This window comes from Ruegeria sp. K5 (assembly GCF_056531805.1).
This window is the reverse complement of the sequence record NZ_JBQFML010000003.1, coordinates 137,699-159,088: the sequence shown is the minus strand read 5'-3', so window position 1 is coordinate 159,088 and position 21,390 is coordinate 137,699. Positions and strand designations below refer to the sequence as shown.

At 59.4% G+C, this 21,390-nt stretch carries 19 protein-coding genes, 1 pseudogene and 1 riboswitch; of the genes and pseudogenes, 6 read left to right on the top strand and 14 right to left on the bottom strand.

Annotated elements, in window-relative coordinates; translation table 11 throughout:
- Positions 1-49: 49 nt before the first annotated feature.
- Complete coding sequence (locus tag ACR0MO_RS11950; RefSeq protein ID WP_170622185.1) at positions 50-964, top strand: LysR family transcriptional regulator; 915 nt, start codon at positions 50-52, stop codon at positions 962-964.
- A 21-nt stretch (positions 965-985) separates the two neighbouring features.
- Here the strand turns inward: ACR0MO_RS11950 and ACR0MO_RS11945 are convergent, their stop codons facing one another.
- The 5 genes from ACR0MO_RS11945 to ACR0MO_RS11925 all read right to left on the bottom strand — a co-directional run bounded on the left by ACR0MO_RS11945 (position 986) and on the right by ACR0MO_RS11925 (position 6,207).
- Complete coding sequence (locus tag ACR0MO_RS11945; protein WP_480626680.1) at positions 986-1,987, bottom strand: endonuclease/exonuclease/phosphatase family protein; 1,002 nt, start codon at positions 1,985-1,987, stop codon at positions 986-988.
- Positions 1,984-3,030: a sn-glycerol-3-phosphate import ATP-binding protein UgpC gene (locus ACR0MO_RS11940; RefSeq protein ID WP_170453824.1), complete on the bottom strand. Its 1,047-nt coding sequence runs from the start codon at positions 3,028-3,030 to the stop codon at positions 1,984-1,986. The genes ACR0MO_RS11945 and ACR0MO_RS11940 overlap by 4 nt, the downstream gene beginning before the upstream one ends.
- 12 nt (positions 3,031-3,042) lie before the next feature.
- Positions 3,043-3,936 (bottom strand): ABC transporter permease subunit, encoded by an 894-nt coding sequence (locus ACR0MO_RS11935; RefSeq protein ID WP_170453822.1) that lies wholly within the window; start codon positions 3,934-3,936, stop codon positions 3,043-3,045.
- Positions 3,937-3,948: 12 nt separating this feature from the next.
- Positions 3,949-4,830: an ABC transporter permease subunit gene (locus tag ACR0MO_RS11930; RefSeq protein WP_170453821.1), complete on the bottom strand. Its 882-nt coding sequence runs from the start codon at positions 4,828-4,830 to the stop codon at positions 3,949-3,951.
- Positions 4,831-4,902: 72 nt separating this feature from the next.
- Positions 4,903-6,207, bottom strand: a complete 1,305-nt coding sequence (locus ACR0MO_RS11925; RefSeq protein WP_170453820.1) for an extracellular solute-binding protein — start codon at positions 6,205-6,207, stop codon at positions 4,903-4,905.
- 231 nt (positions 6,208-6,438) lie between these two features.
- Between ACR0MO_RS11925 and ACR0MO_RS11920 the strand changes: the two genes are divergently transcribed.
- Positions 6,439-7,452 carry a LacI family DNA-binding transcriptional regulator gene (locus ACR0MO_RS11920; protein WP_170622184.1) on the top strand — a complete coding sequence of 338 codons (1,014 nt, stop codon included), beginning with the start codon at positions 6,439-6,441 and terminating at the stop codon, positions 7,450-7,452.
- Positions 7,453-7,454: 2 nt separating this feature from the next.
- Here the strand turns inward: ACR0MO_RS11920 and ACR0MO_RS11915 are convergent, their stop codons facing one another.
- The 9 genes and pseudogenes from ACR0MO_RS11915 to ACR0MO_RS11875 form a co-directional block, all read right to left on the bottom strand.
- Positions 7,455-8,465, bottom strand: a complete 1,011-nt coding sequence (locus ACR0MO_RS11915; protein ID WP_170453818.1) for an iron ABC transporter permease — start codon at positions 8,463-8,465, stop codon at positions 7,455-7,457.
- 1 nt (position 8,466) lies between these two features.
- The gene (locus ACR0MO_RS11910; RefSeq protein ID WP_480708484.1) at positions 8,467-9,417 is read right to left on the bottom strand and encodes an ABC transporter substrate-binding protein; all 951 of its coding nucleotides are present in this window, start codon (positions 9,415-9,417) and stop codon (positions 8,467-8,469) included.
- 12 nt (positions 9,418-9,429) lie between these two features.
- Positions 9,430-10,206, bottom strand: a complete 777-nt coding sequence (locus ACR0MO_RS11905) for an ABC transporter ATP-binding protein (RefSeq protein ID WP_170622183.1) — start codon at positions 10,204-10,206, stop codon at positions 9,430-9,432.
- Positions 10,203-10,559: a DUF1636 family protein gene (locus ACR0MO_RS11900; protein WP_480891424.1), complete on the bottom strand. Its 357-nt coding sequence runs from the start codon at positions 10,557-10,559 to the stop codon at positions 10,203-10,205. Before ACR0MO_RS11900 ends, ACR0MO_RS11905 begins: the two co-directional genes overlap by 4 nt.
- Before the next feature lie 99 nt (positions 10,560-10,658).
- A riboswitch (cobalamin riboswitch) is annotated at positions 10,659-10,862 on the bottom strand.
- A 59-nt stretch (positions 10,863-10,921) separates the two neighbouring features.
- Positions 10,922-11,587: a D-lyxose/D-mannose family sugar isomerase gene (locus ACR0MO_RS11895; protein WP_170453815.1), complete on the bottom strand. Its 666-nt coding sequence runs from the start codon at positions 11,585-11,587 to the stop codon at positions 10,922-10,924.
- An 18-nt stretch (positions 11,588-11,605) separates the two neighbouring features.
- Entirely contained in the window at positions 11,606-12,532 is a 927-nt protein-coding gene (locus ACR0MO_RS11890) for a carbohydrate kinase family protein (protein WP_480891423.1), read from the bottom strand.
- 34 nt (positions 12,533-12,566) lie between these two features.
- On the bottom strand, positions 12,567-13,526 hold the full coding sequence (locus ACR0MO_RS11885) for a glucokinase (RefSeq protein ID WP_480891568.1): 960 nt from the start codon (positions 13,524-13,526) through the stop codon (positions 12,567-12,569).
- Positions 13,527-13,589: 63 nt separating this feature from the next.
- Positions 13,590-14,894: pseudogene (locus tag ACR0MO_RS11880) on the bottom strand (GH1 family beta-glucosidase); the annotation flags it as partial.
- Between the two features lie 4 nt (positions 14,895-14,898).
- The gene (locus tag ACR0MO_RS11875; protein WP_480891421.1) at positions 14,899-15,927 is read right to left on the bottom strand and encodes a LacI family DNA-binding transcriptional regulator; all 1,029 of its coding nucleotides are present in this window, start codon (positions 15,925-15,927) and stop codon (positions 14,899-14,901) included.
- A gap of 220 nt (positions 15,928-16,147) precedes the next feature.
- Here ACR0MO_RS11875 and ACR0MO_RS11870 point away from each other — a divergent pair, with 220 nt between their 5' ends.
- From ACR0MO_RS11870 to ACR0MO_RS11855, 4 genes are read left to right on the top strand one after another with little or no spacing between them, the layout of a single operon-like run.
- Positions 16,148-17,506 (top strand): ABC transporter substrate-binding protein, encoded by a 1,359-nt coding sequence (locus ACR0MO_RS11870; RefSeq protein ID WP_170453811.1) that lies wholly within the window; start codon positions 16,148-16,150, stop codon positions 17,504-17,506.
- 55 nt (positions 17,507-17,561) lie between these two features.
- Positions 17,562-18,569 (top strand): carbohydrate ABC transporter permease, encoded by a 1,008-nt coding sequence (locus ACR0MO_RS11865; RefSeq protein ID WP_170453810.1) that lies wholly within the window; start codon positions 17,562-17,564, stop codon positions 18,567-18,569.
- Between the two features lie 5 nt (positions 18,570-18,574).
- The gene (locus ACR0MO_RS11860) at positions 18,575-19,723 is read left to right on the top strand and encodes a carbohydrate ABC transporter permease (RefSeq protein WP_170522762.1); all 1,149 of its coding nucleotides are present in this window, start codon (positions 18,575-18,577) and stop codon (positions 19,721-19,723) included.
- 9 nt (positions 19,724-19,732) lie between these two features.
- Positions 19,733-21,388: an alpha-glucosidase gene (locus ACR0MO_RS11855; RefSeq protein WP_480873868.1), complete on the top strand. Its 1,656-nt coding sequence runs from the start codon at positions 19,733-19,735 to the stop codon at positions 21,386-21,388.
- Positions 21,389-21,390: the final 2 nt, after the last annotated feature.

The following is a 21,390-nucleotide window of genomic DNA, read 5'->3' as shown; positions in this document are numbered from 1 at the left end:
AATGAAAAATTCATTGTTCTGAGGTTTTCGTTCATTTAAATAGAACGATATGCCGTTGAACTATCATCACCTGCGCTATTTCTGGGCCGTTGCCCATGATGGGAACCTGACCCGAACAGCCCAGCGACTGAACCTGTCGCAATCGGCGCTTTCGGTTCAGATCAAAGAGCTGGAGGAGAGGCTGGGTCACCCGCTGTTCGAACGGCGCGGGCGCAAACTGCACCTGACCGAGGCCGGGCACATCGCCCTGGACCACGCGGACGCAATTTTTGCGGCAGGGCAAGAGCTTGTGGCAACGTTGCAGGATGCCGGAAACGCCAGGCAGGCGCTGCGTGTCGGCGCACAGTCGACCTTGTCACGCAACTTTCAGATCGGGTTTCTGCGGCCCATTCTGGCCCGTACGGATGTCGAGGTCATCTTGCGTTCCGGCAGCCCCAGTGAGTTGCTTGAGGGGCTTGAGACACTGAATTTCGATCTGGTCCTGATGAACCACGAACCGGCCAGTGACAGCCTGACCAGTTTCGTCACCCATCATCTGGCGGAACAACCGGTCAGCATTGTCGGCACCCCGGCGCGGCTGGATCCCAAGCGCCCCATCAAGGCGCTGCTCGAAGAACAACCCTTCATCCTGCCGACCAGCAAAAACAGTGTGCGCACCGCTTTTGACGCAATGGCCAGCCGGATGTCCGTTCGTCCGCAGGTGGTGGCCGAAGTGGATGACATGGCGATGATGCGCCTGCTGGCACGTGAAGATATTGGGTTGGCCCTTGTGGCCCCGATTGTGGTGCGGGATGAGTTGTCCTCGGGCCGGTTGATCGAGGCGCAAGAGCATCCGCGCATCAAAGAGAACTTTCACGCAGTCACGTTCAAGCGGCGATTCCCCAATCCGCTTGTGCAGGAATTGCTGTCGAACAGTCAGGGTTTGGACGGCGCAGTAGTAGTACGGGAAAAGACCGGGGGTTAACCCGGCCTTTGTCCAAATCGTCTAAAGGCTGGCGCGACACCAGACGCAGTCATGATCGGACAGCGGCGTGCCCTCATCCGAGATTGATGTCAGCAGCCCTTTGTCGATGCAGCTCAGATCCCGGCCTGCGAGCCAATCTAACTTCATCACCCGCTGCGGGTGCGGGGTGATCAGGCTGGGCCGAGTGGTGGGGCCATCGATCGTGAAACCCCAGTCGTATCCGTGCGTTTCGGCCAAGCTGAACAGGCTTTCGTCCTGCCAGTTGAAATCCGGGGGCAGGTGGTTGCCGGTGTTCAGGTCGCCGCCGATCAGAACCGGCAGGCCCGGCGCAAACCTGTCGATTGCATCCAGCAGAAGAACGAACTGGGTGTGCCGGTGCGCAGCATCCGCATTGCTTTCCAGATGGGTCGAGATCACACAGATTGGTCCGTTTTCCGTCGGCACGATGGCGGCGAGTGCCATACGGCCCCCGACTCGCGGCTGATCCGGGTCGGCAGCCCCTTCGTCGCAGGAAAACCAATGGCCGTGATCGTCCAGACGGATCAGGGCCGTGCGCTGGAACGGAACCGAGGACAGAATGGCGTTGCCATGCCAACCCAGCGTATTGAAGTCGTCTTTGCAAAAACTGCGTTCGGTCGGGCCGCCAAGGTCCAGTTCGTGGAACTCGACACCAAAGGCATAGACCATGCCCAAGGCCTCGGCCATGGCTTCGGTCGTGTGCCGTTGCGAGGTGCGGGCCATGCCGTGATCGACCTCGGACAGCAAAACAATGTCCGGTCGGATCGGGCGCAGATGGGCGGCAGTCGCCTCGGGGAAGAGGCACCGTTCCACATTCCATGCCGCGACATTGAATTGTGCCGGCAAACGCGTGGCGGTTGCCTGACCGCCAATTTGCAATGCGTTCATCGCGGGTATGTCACCCAGCAATTCGCGATGCGCGGCAGCCGTGCGGGGTGCCGACAGGATGCGCGCCCGCTGATCCGCTGTCACAGCGGGCAGGGCGTCCAAAACGTCTGTAATCAAATGACTTTTCCCGTTTCCACATCAAACAGACGCAGCGCGTCGGGTTTCAGGGTGATATGTGTCTCACCCGTCTGTGCATCGTGGTCCTTGCTGACCAGAACGGTAAAGGGCTGCCCGCCCAACTGACCGTGCAGCAGTCGGTGCGCGCCCAGTTCTTCCAGGATGTCGACCTGAAACGGAACCGAGCCCTGCCCGTCCAGTTCAATATCTTCGGGCCGGATGCCCAGCGTCACAGGGCCATTGGCCGAGGCCGGGGCAGTCATGATCCCGTCATAGCCATTGATCCGCACCTGACCCTGATCCACTTGCGCCTCGATCAGGTTCATTGGCGGCGCGCCCATGAAAGAGGCCACAAAGGTCGAGGCCGGGTTGTGATAAATTTCGGACGGGGTGCCGATCTGTTCGATCTTGCCTGCGTTCAGGACGATGATGCGGTCGGCCATGGTCATCGCCTCGACCTGATCGTGGGTCACGTAAACCGCCGTGGTACCAAGGCGGCGTTGCAGGGCCTTGATCTCGATCCGCATCTGGTTGCGCAGTTTGGCGTCCAGGTTTGACAGAGGTTCATCAAATAGGAACAGCGCCGGATCGCGCACGACCGCGCGGCCCATGGCAACGCGCTGCCGCTGACCGCCCGACAGTTGCGCCGGTTTGCGATCCAGATACTCGGTCAGGTTCAGCATCTTTGCCGCGTCTTCGACCTTGGCCGCGATCTCGGAGGCAGGCGTGCCCCGGTTCTTCAGCCCGTAGCCGATATTCTTCCGCACGGTCATATGCGGATACAAAGCGTAGTTCTGGAACACCATCGCAATGTCGCGATCCGCTGGGTCCACATCGTTCACCACCCGGTCGCCGATTTTCAGCGTGCCTTCGGTGATATCCTCCAGCCCCGCGATCATCCGCAGAAGCGTGGACTTGCCACAGCCCGAGGGGCCGACCAGAACGACAAACTCGCCGTCCTGAATGGTGAAATTGGTAGTCTCAACGGCCTGAAAGCCGTTGGGATAGACCTTGCGGATGCCCTCTAACGAGACCTGAGCCATGCGCGTATTTCCTTATTTATCGGATTCTGTGAGGCCCTTGACGAACCAATTCTGGAAGAAGATGACGATAGCCACCGGCGGGATCATCGCAACGATCGCCAGCGCCAAGGCCTGCCCATGTTCGGGGATCTGACTGTCGGTATAGGTCAGCACGATCTGCTTGATGCCCCGGACCAGCGTGAAGAAGCTTTCATCCGTGGTGATCAGTGTCGGCCACAGATACTGGTTCCAGCCAAAGACGAACATGATGATGAAGATCGCCGCAATCATCGTCCGGCTGAGCGGGACGAGGATGTCGATGAAGAACTTCCACGGCCCTGCGCCATCGATTCGGGCGGCCTCGGCCAGTTCCTCGGGCACGGACATAAAGAACTGCCGGAAGAAGAACGTGCCTGTAGCGGACGCGATCAGTGGGACGATCAGGCCGGTATAGGTGTTCGTCAGGCCCAGTTTCTGGATCGCTTCGTATGAGGGCAGAATCCGCACCTCAAGCGGCAGCAGTAGCGTGGTGAAGATGATCCAGAAGGCCAGCGTGGCAAAACGCAGGCGGAAATAGACAATGGCATAAGCGGCCATCATCGAGATGATGATCTTGCCCACCGCAAAGCCAATGCCAAGGATGAACGAATTCATCAGCATCAGCGTGCCATCGACGGTTTGGGTAAAGCCGCCTTTTTCGAACATGGCGGCGTTGAAGTTCTTGCCGAGATCGTCGCCAAGGCCCAGTTGAATGCCCTGCCGGTGGATGGTCACCGCATCATGGCTGGCCGTGGTCAGCGCCAGCAACGGCGGCAGCATCATCAGCAGCGAGCCCAGGATCAGGACGGTGTGATCGCCAACCGCGCTCCATTTGATCTTGCGGGGGCGGCGGGTGGTTTGGGTTGTCTCAAGGGTTGTGTCAGCCATTTTGCGCCCCCATCACGTATAGTGGATCCGGCGTTCAACCAGCCGGAACTGAAAGACGGTCAGGATCAGAACAAGAACCATCAGGACAACGGATTGCGCGGATGAGCCGCCAAGGTCATTGCCCCGGAACCCGTCCAGATAGACCTTATAGACCAGCGTCATCGGGTTGTTCCCCGGCTCACCCTTCATAAGCGCATCGATGATGCCGAACGTGTCGAACAGTGCGTAGGTGATGTTGATGATCAGCAGGAAGAAGGCGGTCGGGGCCAGCAGTGGAAAGGTCACCTGCCAGAAGCGACCGGTGGCCGAGCGGTTGTCGATCATCGCCGCCTCGCGGACCGAACGCGGGATGGATTGCAGGCCGGACAGGAAGAAGATGAAATTGACCGGGATCTGTTTCCAGACAGCCACGATGATCATCGCGGTTGCGGTGGCGTTGTAGTCGACGCCCAGTTTGAAATCCCAGCCAAACATCTGGAAGAACTTGGTCATCGGGCCGGTGCTTTGGTCAAAGAACAGGATGCCCAGAAACCCTGCGACCGGTGGCGCGATGGCGTAGACCCACATCAGAAGCGTGCGATAGGATTTGGCACCCCGGATCACCTTGTCGGCCTTGACCGCCAGCAGCAGGGCGATGGACAGCGAAAAGAATGTGACCAGGACCGAGAAGACAATCGTGAACCACGCGATGCGCTTGTACTGATCGTTACCCAGCAACGAGGTGTAGTTATCCGCCCCTACAAAGGTCGAACCGAAGCCAAACGGGTCCTGCAGAAAGAAGGACGATTGCAACGCCCAACCCGCAGGCCAGTAGAAGAAGATTGCGATGATCATCAGCTGTGGCAGCAGCAATGCCACAGGAAGCCAGATAGTGTCGAAGCCCGCGCGTTTCATGACCCGTCCAGTTGCGAAAATGGGGGATGGCCGCGCCCGAAGGCGCGACCATCTTGGGGGTGATCCCGGGGTTTAGCCCTGGGTTTTTGCGAAGCGGGCCAGCAATTCGTTGGCTTCGTCTTCGATGTTCTGGAACGCGGTGTCCACGTCGGTTTCACCAGTCAGGATACGGCCATATTCGCGGTTCATGATATCGCGGATCTGCACGTAGAAGCCCATGCGATAGCCTTTGGTGTTGTCACCGGCTTTGGCCTGCAACTGGTTCACACCGACTTCGGCTGCCGGGAAACGCTCATAATGGCCGTCTTTCTTGGCAACGTCATAGGCGGCCTCGGTGATCGGCACATAGCCGGTTTCCTGATGCCAGAAATACTGGGTTTCAGGCGCGGTCAGGAAACGGAAGAACTCGGCAGTTGCCTTGTTTTCTTCGTCCGATTTGCCGGCCATCGCGAACAGGGCGGCACCACCGATGAAGGTCTGGGTCGGCTCGGGCGTCACGGCTTCCCAATAGGGCAGTTCAACCGCGCTGAATTCAAAGCCCAGATTTTTCTGCAACAGGCCACCGAACGAACCGGACGAGCCCAGCCACATGGCAACTTTGCCCTCTTCAAACGGCTTGGCGTTGTCACCCCAACCGGTGCCGTACCACTCGAACAGGCCATTGTCCTTCCACTCGGTCACGGCGGTGAAGTGCGCCTTGATCGCGTCGTTGTTCACCAGAATCTCGGTATCCATGCCGTCATAGCCGTTGTTGTTGGTCGCAAACGGCAGGTTGTGGCGCGACATGAAGTTCTCGGTGAAGATCCAGGGCAGGTGCGACTGGCTGAGCGGGATATAGCCCGCCTCTTTCAACGCCGGGGCGGTGGTCGACTGGAATTCTTCCCATGTCTTCGGCGGGGTCACGCCAGCGGCTTCCAGCGCGTCGACGTTGTAGTACAGAATCGGGGTCGACGAGTTGAAGGGCATCCCGATCATCTTGCCATCGCTGTCGGCATAGAAATAACGCACACCGGCGATGTAGTCGTTGATGTCGAACTCGACACCGTTTTCGGCCAGCAGGTCCTGTACCGGAACGGTTGCGCCCTTGGCGGCGATCACGGTTGCAGCGCCCGCGTCAAAGACCTGCATGATGTTCGGCTGCTCACCGGCGCGGAAGGCCGCGATACCAGCGGTCAGCGTCTCTTCGTAGCTGCCTTTGTAGATCGGAGTGATTGTGTATTCGTCCTGCGACGCGTTGAATTTCTCGGCCACCTTGTTGACGGTCTCGCCCAATTGCCCGCCATGTGCGTGCCACCAGGTGATTTCGGTTTCTGCAAAGACTGTGGTCGCGGTGAACGCGAGTGCGGCAGCCGTTGCGCAAAACTTCAGTTTGGTCATTTCGATCCTCCGGTTCGGTGTCGGCCCCTTGCAGCTAAGGGACCGGTGGCAAATTTGTGCCAGGTTATTGTGCAGGCTCCCCTGCGGCGTTTGATGCGCGCAGCCTCCGACCTGCATCATGGACGCGTCTGGAATCTGCACACGTGCCCACATAGTGTTAACGTATGACAGTTCGGTGAAAGATTTCTAGCAATATTGACAAATTCCACCAAATCGAAGGACAGGTTGAGCGTGGTTCAGGATCGTGACAAACCCGCCGAAAGGCGCCGCAGGGTCACTGCGCAGGCCGTCGCGGACGCGGCTGGGGTGTCTCGATCGGCCGTTTCCCGCGCCTTTACACCCGGCGCATATCTTGATGAAAATAAAAGAAAAATAATCGAAGATATGGCCGAGCGTATGGGCTATCAGCCAAACGCTTTGGCCGCCGGTCTGAAGGACGGACGCTCGCACCTTGTGGCGGTGTTTGTCGGCAATATGCGCAGCGATTTTGATTCCGAATTTGTGCGTGCTTTGGTCGGTAAACTGAACGCTTTGAACAAATGGCCGATTCTCATCGACGGTGGGGATCAGCGTGCAGAAGACGCGATCGAGCAGGTTTTGCGCTATCCGCTGGATGCTTTGATCCTTCGCGGGGGCAGTATGCCTCAGGCGCTGGTCAAACGATGCAGCAAGCTGGGCGTGCCGATGATTTCTGCCGGGCGCATTGTGCAGGCGCCAGGGGTCGACAACGTGTGCTGCCGCAATGCCCAAGGCACGCGACTTGCGACTGAGGCGTTGATCCGGAAAGGTCGGACACGGTTTGGATTTCTGGGTGGCGCGCCCAGTTTCTCATCCTCGGCCGAGCGCAGGGCGGGTGTGATCGAGGTGCTGGAACGCGCGGGCCTTGGACTGGTGGCGGAAGAGACCGGAGATTTCACGGTCGAGACCGGGCGGGACATCGCGCTGACCTTGCTGGGACAGCACAGGCTGGACGCGCTGATCTGCGCCAATGATGCCAGCGCAATCGGGGCGCTGACAGCGGCGCGCGAGATGGGTCTGGACGTTCCAAACGCGCTGTCGCTGGTCGGGTTCGACGACATCGAAATGGCCAGATGGCCGATCTTCAACCTGAGCACGGTCAACAACCCGATTGCTGAGGCTGTCGATCAGGTCATTGCGCTGCTGGAACGCAGGCTGGCCGATCCCGCCAAAACCAGCGAGACGATCATGGTCGATCCCTATTTCGTGCCACGCGGCACGCACTAGGCTTAGTCGTTGCGGGCGGATTTGAACAGGTACAGGAAGACGAACAGTGATCCGATGGATGTGGTGACGATGCCGACGGGAAGTTCCTGCGGGGCCAGCAGCAAGCGCGACAGGATGTCGGAGAGCGTCAGCAGGATCGCACCCACGATGGCCGAGGTTACCAACAGATTGCGGTGCAGTGTTCCGGCAATGCCTCGGGCGATGTGAGGGACCATCAGGCCGACAAAGCCAATGACGCCCGCGACCGAGACAAAGCTTGCCGTGGCCAGAGCCGCAACAAAGAACATCCGAAACCTCAGGCCCTGAACCGGGATACCCAGCGTAGCAGCAGTGAAATCCCCGGTCAGCAGCGCGTCCAGCCAGCGGCTGCGGTAGAGTGAATAGCCCAGGATCATCGCAAGCCCGATCAGGACAAGGGGAAAGGTCTCCCACCGCGCGAGGCCAAGACCGCCCAGCATCCAGAAGATCACCGAATGCGCGGCACGACTGTCGCCGGAAAAAATCAGATAGTTGGTGATGGCAGAAAACAGGAACGAGACCGCAAGCCCTGCAAGGATCAGCTTTTCCGGCGCGCTTGTGCGCAAGCCCTGAACCAGCGCGAGAACGATGCCTGACGCGATCAAGCCGCCACAGAAGGCAGCAAGCGGCAGGGTCCAGATGCCAAGCACGTCCCCGGTTACCGTGATGACCAGAACCGCCCCGGCGGCTGCGCCCGAAGACAGGCCAAACAGAAACGGGTCGGCCAGATCGTTGCGCGTGGTGGTTTGCAGCACCACGCCGACCACACCCAGACCAGCGCCAATGACCGCCGCGAATAGGGCGCGGGGCAGGCGCAGGTCGAACACGATCCGATGCAGGGGGGACATCTCGCCTTCGGTCAATCCGGTGCCCAGCATGATCGCTGTGCCTACGTCTGCGACAGGAATGGATGTCGTGCCATAGACAACGGACAGCAGCAAAAGGGCGGTCAGAATGACCGCCCCCAGCAGGACCGCACGCCCCGTTTGAGCCATTTTAGTTGAGCTCCGGGTGCATGGCCGAAACCATCTTTTCGATGGCGTCGATATTTGCCGGTCCCGGTGTCAGCTCTTCATAGCGCAGACCGATCCAGCGTTCGTTCTTGACGGCATCGGTCAGGGACATGGCCGGATGCTCCTGCAGAAACTTGAACGTGTCCTCGGCACCGTTCCCGGTCTGATAGTCCAGTAGGACCAGAAATTCGGGGTTTGCGGCGGCCACTGCTTCCCATGAGGTGCGACCCCAGCTGGTGTCCATGTCATGGGTGACGCTGACACCGCCCGCAGCCTCGATCATGGCGTCTGGAATGGCGAATTTACCGGCGGTAAAGGGCGCATCGGCGGGACCGTCCAGCAGGAAGACGCGGGGTTTCGGCAGGTCTGCGGTTTTGGATTCGATGGCCGCCAGCTGGTCTTTCCAGCCCGAAACCAACGCTTCGGCCTTGTCTTCCACATGCATCACCTTGCCCAGACGCAGCACGTCATCGAACAGAAGGTCCATGCTGGCTTCGGGGCGGTCCTTGTTCAGGTGAACGCAGCTTTCGGTCAGGACCATGGTTTTGATGCCAAAGGGTTCCAGCGTGTCGGGGGTGACTTCGCCACCCGGCTGCATGCCGTAATACCAACCGGCAAAGAACATATCCGGCTCGACCGCGACCAGATTTTCGACGGTGGGGTATTTGGGCGCCAGTTCCGGGATGTCACCGCGTTTTGCATCGAAATCCGGGCTGGTCTTGTACCAGCCGGTAATGCCGGTCAGGCCGACAATCTTGTCCTGCAAACCCAGCGCAAAGGCCATGTCGGTCATGTTCATGTCGTGCACGACAATCCGCTCGGGCGTGCCGTCGAACACCAGTGGTTCTCCGCAATTGTCGACGGTCACTTCATGTGCCGCCGCACCACTCGCGAGGCCCGAAACAAGGACTACGGACCAGAATTTCTGCATCATCAAATTCTCCTGTTAAGATGACAGCTTTCGTTTTCGGATATCCAGCGCCGGGATCACGCGCCCTTCGTGCTGGAAACACAGGTAGTCAACGCCAAACGTATCGCGCACACGCTCGGGTGTTAGAACTTCGGGAACCGGGCCGAAGCCGGTCATGCGGGTTGCCTTCATCAAAGCGACATGGGTGGCGAATTCGGGGATCATGACCAGATCGTGCACGATCATCACAACCGTCACGCCTAGTTCGGCCACCAGCGACAGCATGTGGCCCTTGGCGTCGGGGTCGAGGTGGTTTGTCGGCTCGTCCAGAAACAGCAGCGATGGCCTTTGCGCCAGGGCCCGTGCGATATGCGCCCGCTGACGTTCGCCGCCGGACAGACGTTGCATCGGTTTATCGGCCAGCGGGACCAGTTCGGTGATCTCAAGCACCCGCTCAAGATCGGCCTTATGATCCTCGGCTGACCGGTCGGCCTGAATCGGGATTTGCCCAAGGGCCACATAGTCGCGCAGTTTCAGCCTGCCGTCAGGCAGTTCCTGCTGCCCGACCACAGCGATGGTGCGTGCCCGTTCAGGGGCAGATAATTGACGCAGGCTTTGCCCCTTGATCGTCACATCGCCCAAGGCCAGACGTTCGAGGCCACAAAGCAGGTTCAACAGCGTGGTTTTCCCGGCCCCGTTTGGCCCGGCAATGGCCAGGATCGACCCCTCATCCAATGAGAAGGAGACATCCTGTAGCAACACATCCCCATTCAGGGCGTAGTATTCGAGCCCCTTGGCAACCAGAAAACTCATTTCTCGCCCTCTGTCGAAAGGCGCGGCAGACGGGCCAGAGTTTTGAAAAGCAGGGCAGGGGGCCGATCGGTTGCACTGGTCCAGCCGTCGTCACTGTCGCGGAATTGGCGGGCGAAGGCGGCAATCGCGTCCAGATCGGCGGGGCTTTGGATATCGCCGAACAGATACTGCGCCTTGCCTTCGGCTTGCAGCCCAACGGTCATGGGGCGTTCGCACCCTGCCATGCAGGCAATCATTCGGGTCGCAAACCCCGGTGGTAGGGTTGCGTCCAAACTGGCCTTGGCTGCCTTGGCTTCGATTTCACCCTGACAGGTCGAACAGATCAGGACGAAGTGGTCAGCTTGGGATGACATGGCTGTTCCCGCTGCGGAAACCGCGCGAAAAGAAAAAGCCACGCCCGCAGGCGAAAAATTGAGCCATCAAATCCTCCTTCCAGGACACCCCGCCCCGGGTTGGTTGCACAGGTGATGGCAGGTCTCCTGACTTGCGGGTCGTGGCTTGGCCAACCTTCCCGACCTGTTCAAGCCAGTGGTGATTTGGCGTCGCTCTGCGCTTACAGTTGCGGGGGCAGTCACGGATTTGGCCGCAGGGCCGCACCGTATTCCCATTTTCATCCCGCAGGCATCGCTACGGGAACCATCGCTGGTCAGCTAGTCTGTCGCGGATTTAATTGTCAAGCGCTCTGGTCGAGATTTTGGCGGCGCGGACTGAGTGTTTAGTAATCCGCAACCAGCAAAAATTCCGGCGCTGCGTCCTCTTCAATGGTCGCGAACCGGGGGATCGGTTGCTCGAACACATTGTCGGTGCGGTCGTCATTGACGGTTGAGACTTCACCGATCAGACAATCCCCACGCTCGGCCCAGAAGGCATGCCAGATACCGGGCATCAGGGTCACGCTTTCGCCGGGTTTCAGGCGCAGCAATTCGCCGGGCGTGATCGTCACGTCGCAGCCATCGCTGGGCACAACCACCGGATTGTCGCGATCAATGCCGCCTTCGGGGTCCGAGGCGTAGATCTCCATCACCAGATCACCGCCGCCCCGGTTGATAATGTCCTCGGCCTTGATGATATGGCGGTGCATCGGAGATAATTGTTTGTCTCGCGAAATCAGCAGTTTCTCGGCATAGAGCATACCGCGACCCTGGTTCAGATCATTCACGTCGCCATTGCGCAGGGTGAACAGGAACAGGCCCAGCTCATCAAACTTGCCCTGACCGTAATCGGTAATGTCCCAGCCCAACCCTCGGGCGCGGATCGTGTCGGCCTTTGCGCTGCGCATCTGATCAGGGGACCAGTCGGCGAAGGGCGGCAGGACCGCGCCGAAGGATTTGATGAAGGCCTGCGCCTCGGTCTTGATGTCGTTGATGTCGGATCGTTTCATGTCGGTTCCCTCGGGGGATCAAAGCTCATGCGCCCTGGGCGGGTTTGCCCCGGCGCGGGATACGGTGACGGCGGCGACTTCTGCGCCCAGGGACAAAGCCGCGCGCAGGCTATCAGGTGTCAAGGCGCGCAGGCCCTCTTTGCTCAGGTGCCCGGCGCGGTGGAGTTCGGCCAAAACGCCCGCGTTGAACGTATCGCCAGCCCCGACCGTATCGACAACCTGCACCGGTTTGACCGCCACCGAGGTCTCGGACCCGTCCGCCAGATAGCCCGAGGCCCCCTGACTGCCCCGCGTCACAATCACCACCGACGGCCCGGCCTTCAGCAACAAGGGCACCTTCTCGGCATGGGTTTCCGGCCCGGGAATGATCCAATCCAGATCCTCGTCCGAAACCTTGACGATATCGGCCTGCGCGATCATGCGGTTCAGGCGGGTGCGATAGCGGGTCTGATCTTTGATAAAACCCGGCCGGATATTTGGGTCCAGCATCACCGCGCGGTCGCCGCCATGACGGTCGAGCAGCGCGGCATAGGCATCGGCACAGGGTTCACAGGCCAGGCTGATCCCCCCCAGATACAGGGTCGAGGTCGCCAGCAATTGCTGTGGCATATCCTCGGGCTGCAACATTCGCCCCGCCGTGTTTTCATCAACAAAATTGTACGAAGCATGCCCATCCACCAGCTTCACAAAAGCCAAAGTGGTCGGGCGGTCGCTGACAATCACATGCGAGGTGTCCACATGGCTTGCCTTCAGCGTGTCCGCCAATTGCGCGCCAAACATATCCGAGGACAAGCCCGTCAGCATCCCCACCGGCGCGCCCAAGCGCCCCAGCGCGATGGCCGTGTTGAAAATTGCGCCGCCGGAATGGGGCACATAGCCCTGCGCGCCCGAATTGGTCGGTTCGGCGATCATGTCGATCAGGGCTTCGCCACAACACAGGATCATCCCGCGGTCCTTCTTTGGAAATGGTCACACGATTTTACCGCATGAGCGCATTTTTACAGAAGTTGTTAGCGCCAACAATGCCAAATTCGATCTGTTCCGAGATATAAAGGTTCATCCCTTGCCGCAAATCGCTGAATCGCCCACCTTGATTGAAGGCGTCCAGAAAACGCTCGCCAAACAGCCAGCGGTTCTTCTCTGCCACGCCGCCCACCAGGAACACGCCGCCCCGGGGGATCAAGGTGACGGCCAGATCACCCAGCAGAGCGCCCAGATGGGTCGTGAACATCTCTGCCGCTTTGATGGCATGGGCATCCGATCCGTTGCGGGCGTCGTGAAGAATGTCCTTTGCCGGACGGTGCGGTGCGTCAGTCTGACCGGCGGCCAGTGCGATGGATTGATAGAGGACAGGCAGACCTGTTCCGCTCAGGAACATTTCAGCTTCAAGCGTCAGGCTGTCGCCAAAGAAACAGTCCGGCGCGATGTGGCGGGCGGCTTCGAAAATATCAACCTCGTCCCGGTGGCGCGGGGAGACACCGACATGACCGCCTTCGCCCGAGGCTGTGTGGTAATGTCCTTCCGAATACAACAGCGCCCCGACACCCAGCCCGGTTCCCGGGCCAACGACAAGACGGGTGCCGGTTGGCGGTGTCGGGTCGCCCTGCAGCACGGCCACATCGGCCTTCGTTGCCTCGGCCACGGACCATGCCGCAGCGGTGAAGTCGTTGATCACATAGGTATGTCGGGCACCTGTGGCCTTGGCTAACTCGGCCTCGGACAGGTCCAGATGGGCGTTTGTCAGTTGGATGACGCCATCGCGAACCGGGCCCGCGCCTGCGGCGACAACGGCCTGAGGGTCGGTGCCGATGTCATCACGCAGGCTGTGGAACGCGTCAAGCAGATCGGGCAGGGTACCGGTCGGATGCTTGCGCAGATCCGTCAGCTCTCCGTTTGTGATGACCCCAAGCCGGGTGTTGGTGCCGCCGATATCTGCCACCAGGTTCCAATGCGCGTGCACCGCACCTGCCGGTTGGGCCAAGGGCACCGCAACGGGTTCACCTTGCGCCAGCGCCGACTTCAGCGCGTTAAACGAGGCTTTGGGTCTGCGCTCCAGCGTGTCGAAATCCACGTCGACCAGCCCGAACCGCTTTTCATATCCAAACGCCCATTCGTAATTGTCCAGCAGCGACCAGATGAAGTAACCCTTGACCGGAACGCCCTGTTCCAGCGCAGTTTGCACCGCCGTAAGATGCTGATTCAAATACTCTATCCGGTCGTCATCCTGCTGCCGCTCGGGGCTGGCCATGCCGTTTTCGGTGACATAGATCGGCAGGTCTCCGGTGTAGTCCCGCGCCGTGCGGGTCAGAAAACGAGAAAGTGCCGTCGGCTCGATCTCCCACCCCATCTGCGTTTTTGGCAGCGGGCCGGGCACCTCTTTCAGGCTGGGCCATGCGGTGTCGGACGGGGCGATCAGTTTGCGGGTGTAATAGTTCAGCCCACACCAATCGACTGGCGTTCCGATGATTTCGAAATCGTCCTGCCAACCGGTTGGCAAGTGCTTTTCCAACCCGTCCAGCACATTCTGCGGGTAGGCTTTTTTGAAGACGCCACCCAGAAAGAAACGGTTGTAAATCCCATCATAAAGATCGGTGGCTTCGCGGGCGTTTGGGCTGCTGTCGGCGGGTTCGGCCCATTCCAGATTGAACACCGCGCCCAGATTGTTCATCCCCAGCCCCCGCATGGCCTGAATGGCGCGCCCATGGGCCAGCAGAACATGGTGCATCGCGCGCGCCGCCGCACGAATGTCGCGCATGCCGGGGGCGTGGTGCCCTTCGAAATGGCTCAGCCAGCTCACGCACCAGGGCTCGTTGATCGGGGCGACGCTGTGCATACGGTCGCCGATGCGGCCCATGATGACCTCGGTGAAATCGGCGAACCACCCGGCAATATCGCGGTTGCGCCAGCCGCCGAGGTCGGCCAGGGCCGAAGGCAATTCCCAATGATAAAGCGTGGCGCAGGGGCGGATGCCGCGATCCAGCAGCGCATCGGTCAGCCGGTCGTAGTAGTCCAGCCCGGCCTGATTGACCTGACCGCGCCCCTCGGGCATGACCCGCGCCCAGCTGGTTGAAAAGCGATAGCAATCAAACCCGGCCTCGCGCACCAGATCGAAATCCTGCGGGAACCGGTTCAGGTGATCGCAAGCCAGATCGCCGTTTTCATTTCGCACGACATTGCCGGGCGAGGCGGCGAAGGTGTCCCAATGGGTCTGGCCAGCGCCGCCCTTCGCGTGGCCTTCAATCTGATAGGCCGAAGTTGCCACACCAAAGAGGAAATCCTTGGGGAAATCAGCGCGGGTGTATTTCATTTTGTTACCTGCTTAGCACCGGGCCGGTTGATCTGCCCACGACCAGTTCCGCCTCGAGCAATTTGGTTTTGGTCGGATCGTTCGGGGACTTGATGCGCTCGATCAGCATGTCGGCGGCCAGTTCCCCTGCCTGACGTACGGATGAGCGTGTGGCTGTGAAAATGGGCACGTCCTGCCCGTTCTTGAGGTAGGACAGGTCGTCATCATGGGCAATCACGGACACATCGCGGCCCATCTGCAAGCCAGCCTCCTCCAAAGCGCGGCGCACACCAATGGCCGAGATCATGGACGAAGTCAGAATTGCGGTGGGCGGATTGTCCAGCGCCAGCATGGCGCGGGTTTCGTGATGGCCGTAAACTTCGGTCATTTCGGCGCTGCGCATCAGATCGGGATCCAACTCAAGCCCGGCCTGCGCCAGCGCAGCAAGATAACCGTCGCGGCGGCGATGGGCGAAATCCATATCCTCAAGCCCGTTGATCAGCGCGATGCGGCGATGGCCCAGATCCAGCAAAAACCGGGTCGCGCGCTGAAAAGAACTTTTGTTGTTCACGTCGATCCAGTCATAAGGCAGGTCCACCCCGGTTGAACGTCCGTGAACGATGAACGGCACGGACATGCGGCTGAGCACTGAAATCCGATGCTCGTTCACCTTGGGCCCTTGCAGCACGACCCCGTCCACCGCGCCGCGTTGAAACAGACTGCGATAAGCTTCTTCGATCGAGGTGTCGTCGGCGTTTGTGAACATCATGTCATAGCCATGCTCGGCATATTTCTTTGCAGCACCGGCGACGAAATCCCCAAAAATCGGGTTCACCATTTCATGCTGGGATGAGCTGGGGATCACATGCCCGATCACCATGGACTTGCCCGTCGCCAGCCCCTTGGCCCGGCTGTTCGGTCGGTATCCATGTTTCTGCGCAGCGGCCTGAACCCGAACCCTCGTATCCTCGCTCACCTCCGGATAGCCGTTCAGCGCGCGGCTGACGGTTGTCTGTGAAAGACCCAGGACTTCCGAGAGCTGTTTCAGGTTCATGAGCGGTTCAAAGCGCCTTCAAATGAGGTGTTAAACTTGTTTTGTGGCCAAATCGACCATTCGTCAACCTGTATTCCGTCAATTCGAACTCTGCCAACCATAGTGCAGTATCAGAAACAGATTGTTGACAGAGGCTGAATGTTAGCGGATAAAGTTCCGCATCCAAAGCGCTTTGAAAAACGAATCTCAGAAGCGCGTTGTTGTCTTGGGAGGATTATTGATGAAACACTCGCTATATGCAGGCGCGGCGGTGCTCGCCCTGATGGCCGGGTCCGCGCATGCCGAAGGTGAAATGATTCACGCGGTCGGCGATGGAAACTTTGATTGGGATGGGTTGCAGGCTTTTGCCGATGCTCATGACCTGACCGGTCAGGACCTGACGATTTTCGGGCCATGGCTGGCGGGTGAGGGCGATTCTTTCGAGAACCTCGTGGCCTATTTCATCGATGCAACCGGCGCCAATGCCAGCTATGTCGGGTCGGATTCGCTGGAACAGCAGATCCTGATTGACGCTGCCGCCGGGTCGGCCCCCAACCTGACTGTCTTTCCGCAGCCCGGCCTTGCCGCCAACATGGCAAAGAACGGGTATCTGACACCTCTGGCCGAAGGGTCGGCGGATTGGATCAAAGAGAATTTTGCCGCCGGGCAGTCCTGGGTTGATCTTGGGACATTCGAGAATGCCGAAGGTGAAGACGGGTTCTACGGCTTCTTCTTCAATGTGAACGTGAAATCCCTGGTCTGGTACATCCCCGAGAATTTTGAGGATTTCGGTTACGAAGTGCCCCAGACCATGGAAGAGTTCAAGGCACTGATGGACCAGATGGTCGAAGATGGCGAAACGCCGCTTTGTGTTGGTCTGGCGTCTGGTGGTGCCACTGGCTGGCCCGCGACCGACTGGGTCGAGGATCTGATGCTGCGCACCCAGCCGCCCGAGGTTTATGACCAGTGGGTTTCGAACGAAATGAAGTTCGACGATCCGCGCGTGATCGCCGCGATCGAGGAATATGGCAGCTTCACCCGCAATGACGACTACGTCGTGGGTGATGCCGATGACACCGCCGCGATTGATTTCCGCGACAGCCCCAAGGGTCTGTTCGACAGCCCGCCGGCCTGCATGATGCACCGTCAGGCCTCGTTCATTCCGGCCTACTTCCCGGAAGGGACCGAACTGGGTGTGGATGCCGATTTCTTCTACTTCCCGGCCTATGCCGAGAAGGATCTGGGCACCCCGGTTCTGGGTGCGGGCACGCTGTTCACCATCACCAACCCGAACCCGGCGGCCGAGGCATTCATGGAATTCCTCAAAACCCCCTTCGCGCATGAGATCATGATGTCGCAGGACGGGTTCCTGACCCCGCATCTGGGGGCAAACCCCGAGAATTACGCCAATGACACGCAGCGCGGACAGGGTGAGATTCTGACAAACGCCACCACCTTCCGCTTTGACGGCTCTGACCTGATGCCCGGTGCGGTCGGCGCGGGGACCTTCTGGACCGGCATGGTCGACTATTCGTCGGGTGCGAAAGATGCCGCCACGGTTACAGGCGAAATCCAGTCCTCGTGGGATGCCGCGAAGTAACTGATGTTATGGGGCGGCCCACCGGCTGCCCCGTTTCCAAACACATGAGGGCGTCATGACACCGGCACTTCAGGGCCTGCTGACCATCATCATCGGTGTGTCGGGTTGCGTGGGCTACTTCTACCTCTCGAACCAGTTTCTGGACAAAGTCCTGTTCCCGCCGCGCGGGCCGAATGCGGGACGCAACATCAACCGCGCAAACATGATCCGGCCCTGGCTGTTTCTGTTTCCCGCGCTGGCCGCACTTGGCCTGTATCTGGCCTATCCGGTGGTTGAAACCTTGCGTCTGTCCCTCACGGAACGCGTGCCCGGCGGCGGGTACAGATGGGTCGGGCTGGAAAACTACGGCCAGATGGCCGCCGAGCCAAAATTCTGGGAGGCCATGCGCAACAACATGCTGTGGCTGATCGTGGTGCCTGCGATGTCCACGGCCTTTGGTCTGCTGGTTGCGCAACTGACCGACCGCATCCGCTGGGGCAATCTTGCCAAGTCGCTAATCTTCATGCCGATGGCGATTTCCTTCGTCGGTGCATCGGTCATCTGGAAGCTGGTCTATGACGCCCGGCCAGCCGAGCAAGACCAGATCGGCATCCTGAACGCGCTTTATATCTTCTTTGGCGGGACCGAGCCGCAGACATGGCTGACGGTGCCGTTCTGGAACAGTTTCTTCCTGATGATCGTCCTGATCTGGATCCAAACCGGCTTTGCGATGGTGATCCTGTCAGCGGCCCTGCGCGGTATTCCCGAAGAAACGATCGAGGCCGCTATTCTGGACGGGGCCAACCCGTTTCAGATTTTCTTCAAGATCAAGGTGCCGCAGATCAAGACAACCATTCTCGTCGTCTGGACGACGATCACGATCACGGTGCTGAAGGTCTTTGACATCGTCTTTGCCATGACCAACGGGCAATGGGAGACGCAGGTCCTGGCCAATTACATGTATGACAAGCTGTTCCGGGGCGATGACTGGGGGGTCGGTTCGGCCTCGGCCATGGTCATCATGCTGCTGGTAACCCCGATCCTTGTCTGGAACGTGCGCAATGCGCGCAAGGAAATGGAGTAGCGGGTATGAGCGATATTGCAGGAACCAAACCCGCCCTCAGATGGGTGGTTCATGGCTCGGTCATCTTTCTGGTCGTGCTGTGGCTGGTGCCGACACTGGGGCTGTTGATTTCTTCGTTCCGCACGGCGGATCAGATTTCCAGCAGCGGCTGGTGGCGCGCCATGTTCCCGTCGGAACAGAACCTGACGATCCGCGCCGCCGCGCCCGAAACTCAGGTGCAACAGGGTGATCTGTATGTGATCGAGGGCAACCTGTTCGACGAAGCGCAGCAGGCGACGATTTCAAAATGGGGGATCAGCGCGCGTGAGATCGATGCCTTCGCACCCGGCGATGTGGCCGAACTGCGCAGGGGCGGTACAATCACCGTGGACGCAGAGGGCAACTACCGAATGGAGAACTCCGAGGCGTTCACCGGCAATCGTGGCGCGCGTGTCTTTGTCACCGCCAAAGTACCGTCGGAATTCACGATGGAGAATTACGGCACCGTATTGCTGAGCAACAGCGGTGACGACAATATGGCCAAAGCGTTCTTCAATACGCTGACGGTGACGATCCCGGCGACGATCATCCCGATCCTTGTGGCGGCTTTTGCAGCCTATGCGCTGGCATGGATGGATTTTCCGGGCCGTGCGCTGCTGATCGCGGCGGTGGTCGGCCTTCTGGTGGTGCCGCTGCAGCTGGCCTTGATCCCGTTGCTGAAATTCCACCTGAATATCGGCATCGGCAAAGGCTATCTGGGTGTCTGGCTGGCCCATACGGGCTTTGGGATGCCGTTGGCGATTTACCTGCTGCGCAACTACATGGCCGGATTGCCACGTGATCTGATCGAAAACGCGCGCGTCGATGGCGCGACCGAGTTCCAGATCTTCACCAAGCTGATCCTGCCGCTCAGCTTCCCGGCGCTGGCTTCATTCGCGATCTTCCAGTTCCTGTGGACATGGAACGACCTGCTGGTCGCCAAGGTTTTCCTGATCGATGCAACCGGTCAGACCACCGTAATGACCAACCGGATTGTCGAGCTTTTGGGAACCCGAGGCGGCAATTGGGAAATCCTTGCGACAGCGGCCTTTGTGTCGATCTTCGTGCCGCTGGTCGTGTTCTTCGCAATGCAAAAATATCTGGTCCGGGGCCTGTTGGCCGGATCTGTCAAATAGAGGCGTCTGATGAACGTGCAAAACATCGTGGACATTTCCAAATCGACCAAAGCAACGTCCGAGTGGTGGCGCGGCGGTGTGATCTATCAGATCTATCCGCGCAGCTTTCAGGACAGCAATGGTGACGGGATCGGGGATCTGAAAGGCATCACCCAACGGTTGGATTACATCGCGTCGCTTGGCGTGGATGCGATCTGGATTTCGCCCTTCTTCAAATCCCCGATGAAGGATTTCGGTTACGATGTAAGCGACTATCGGGACGTGGACCCAATGTTCGGCACGCTGGCGGATTTTCAGGACCTGCTGGCCAAGGCCCATGCCAAGGGCTTGAAGGTGATGATCGATCTGGTGCTGTCGCACACCTCGGACCAGCATCCGTGGTTCAGCGAAAGCCGGGCCAGCCGAGACAACCCGAAATCCGATTGGTTTGTCTGGGCCGACCCCAAGCCGGACGGCACACCACCTAACAACTGGCTGTCGATTTTTGGCGGCTCGGCCTGGCAATGGGATTCCCGCCGTCTGCAATATTACCTGCACAACTTTCTGACCTCGCAGCCCGACCTGAATTTTCACTGCGTTGAAGTACAGGGCGCGCTGCTGGACGTTGCGCGATTCTGGCTGGATATGGGCGTTGACGGGTTCCGCCTGGATACCATCAACTTCTACTTCCACGACAAAGCGCTTCGGGACAATCCGGCGCTGCCCGAGGATCAGCGCAATGCCTCGATCGCGCCTGCGGTGAATCCGTATAACCATCAGGATCACCTGTTCTCAAAAAGCCAGCCGGAAAACATCGCGTTTCTGGAACGTCTTCGCGCATTGACCGACGAATATGAAGGCCGCGCCTGTCTGGGCGAGATCGGGGATGCCCAACGCGGGCTTGAGATCATGGGCGAATACACCACCGGCGATAAGCGAATGCATATGTGCTACGCGTTCGAGTTTTTGGAAAAGCGCGCGCTGACGGCCGACTACGCCAAGCAGGTCTTTGATCAGTTGGAAACGAAAGCAGGCGACGCCTGGCCCTGCTGGGCGTTTTCGAACCACGATGTCGCCCGCCATGCCTCGCGCTGGAACCTGACCGAGGCTGCCGCCCGGCAACATGCTGTGTTGATGATGTGCCTGCGCGGTTCAGCCTGTCTGTATCAGGGCGAAGAGCTGGGTCTGCACGAAGCGGATGTGCCCTTTGAAAAACTGCAAGACCCTTACGGCATCGAGTTCTGGCCCGAATACAAGGGACGCGACGGTTGCCGGACGCCGATGGTCTGGGCCGCACAGGATGAGCATTCCGGTTTCAGCGCGGCTGAGCCATGGCTGCCGGTCAGCATGGCGCAGGCTGAACAGGCGGTGGATCGGTTGGAAAATGATCCGATGTCGATGCTGAACCACTATCGCCGTGCCATTGCCTTGCGTCAGTCGCATTCCGCGTTGGCCTCGGGCACGCAGACGCGGATGGAGCAGACCGGACCGATCCTGACTTTCCTACGTGAAGATGAAACCGAACAGGTGTTCTGCGCCTTCAATCTGGGCTCGGACAGCGCCGATCTGCGTCTGCCAGAAGGTGACTGGCGGCCAATTGGTCAGGACCTTGGCGCGGTGGATGGCACCGGGCAAGTCACACTGAACGAAGCACAATTCTGCCTGATGATCAGGGAAAAGGGGTAAAG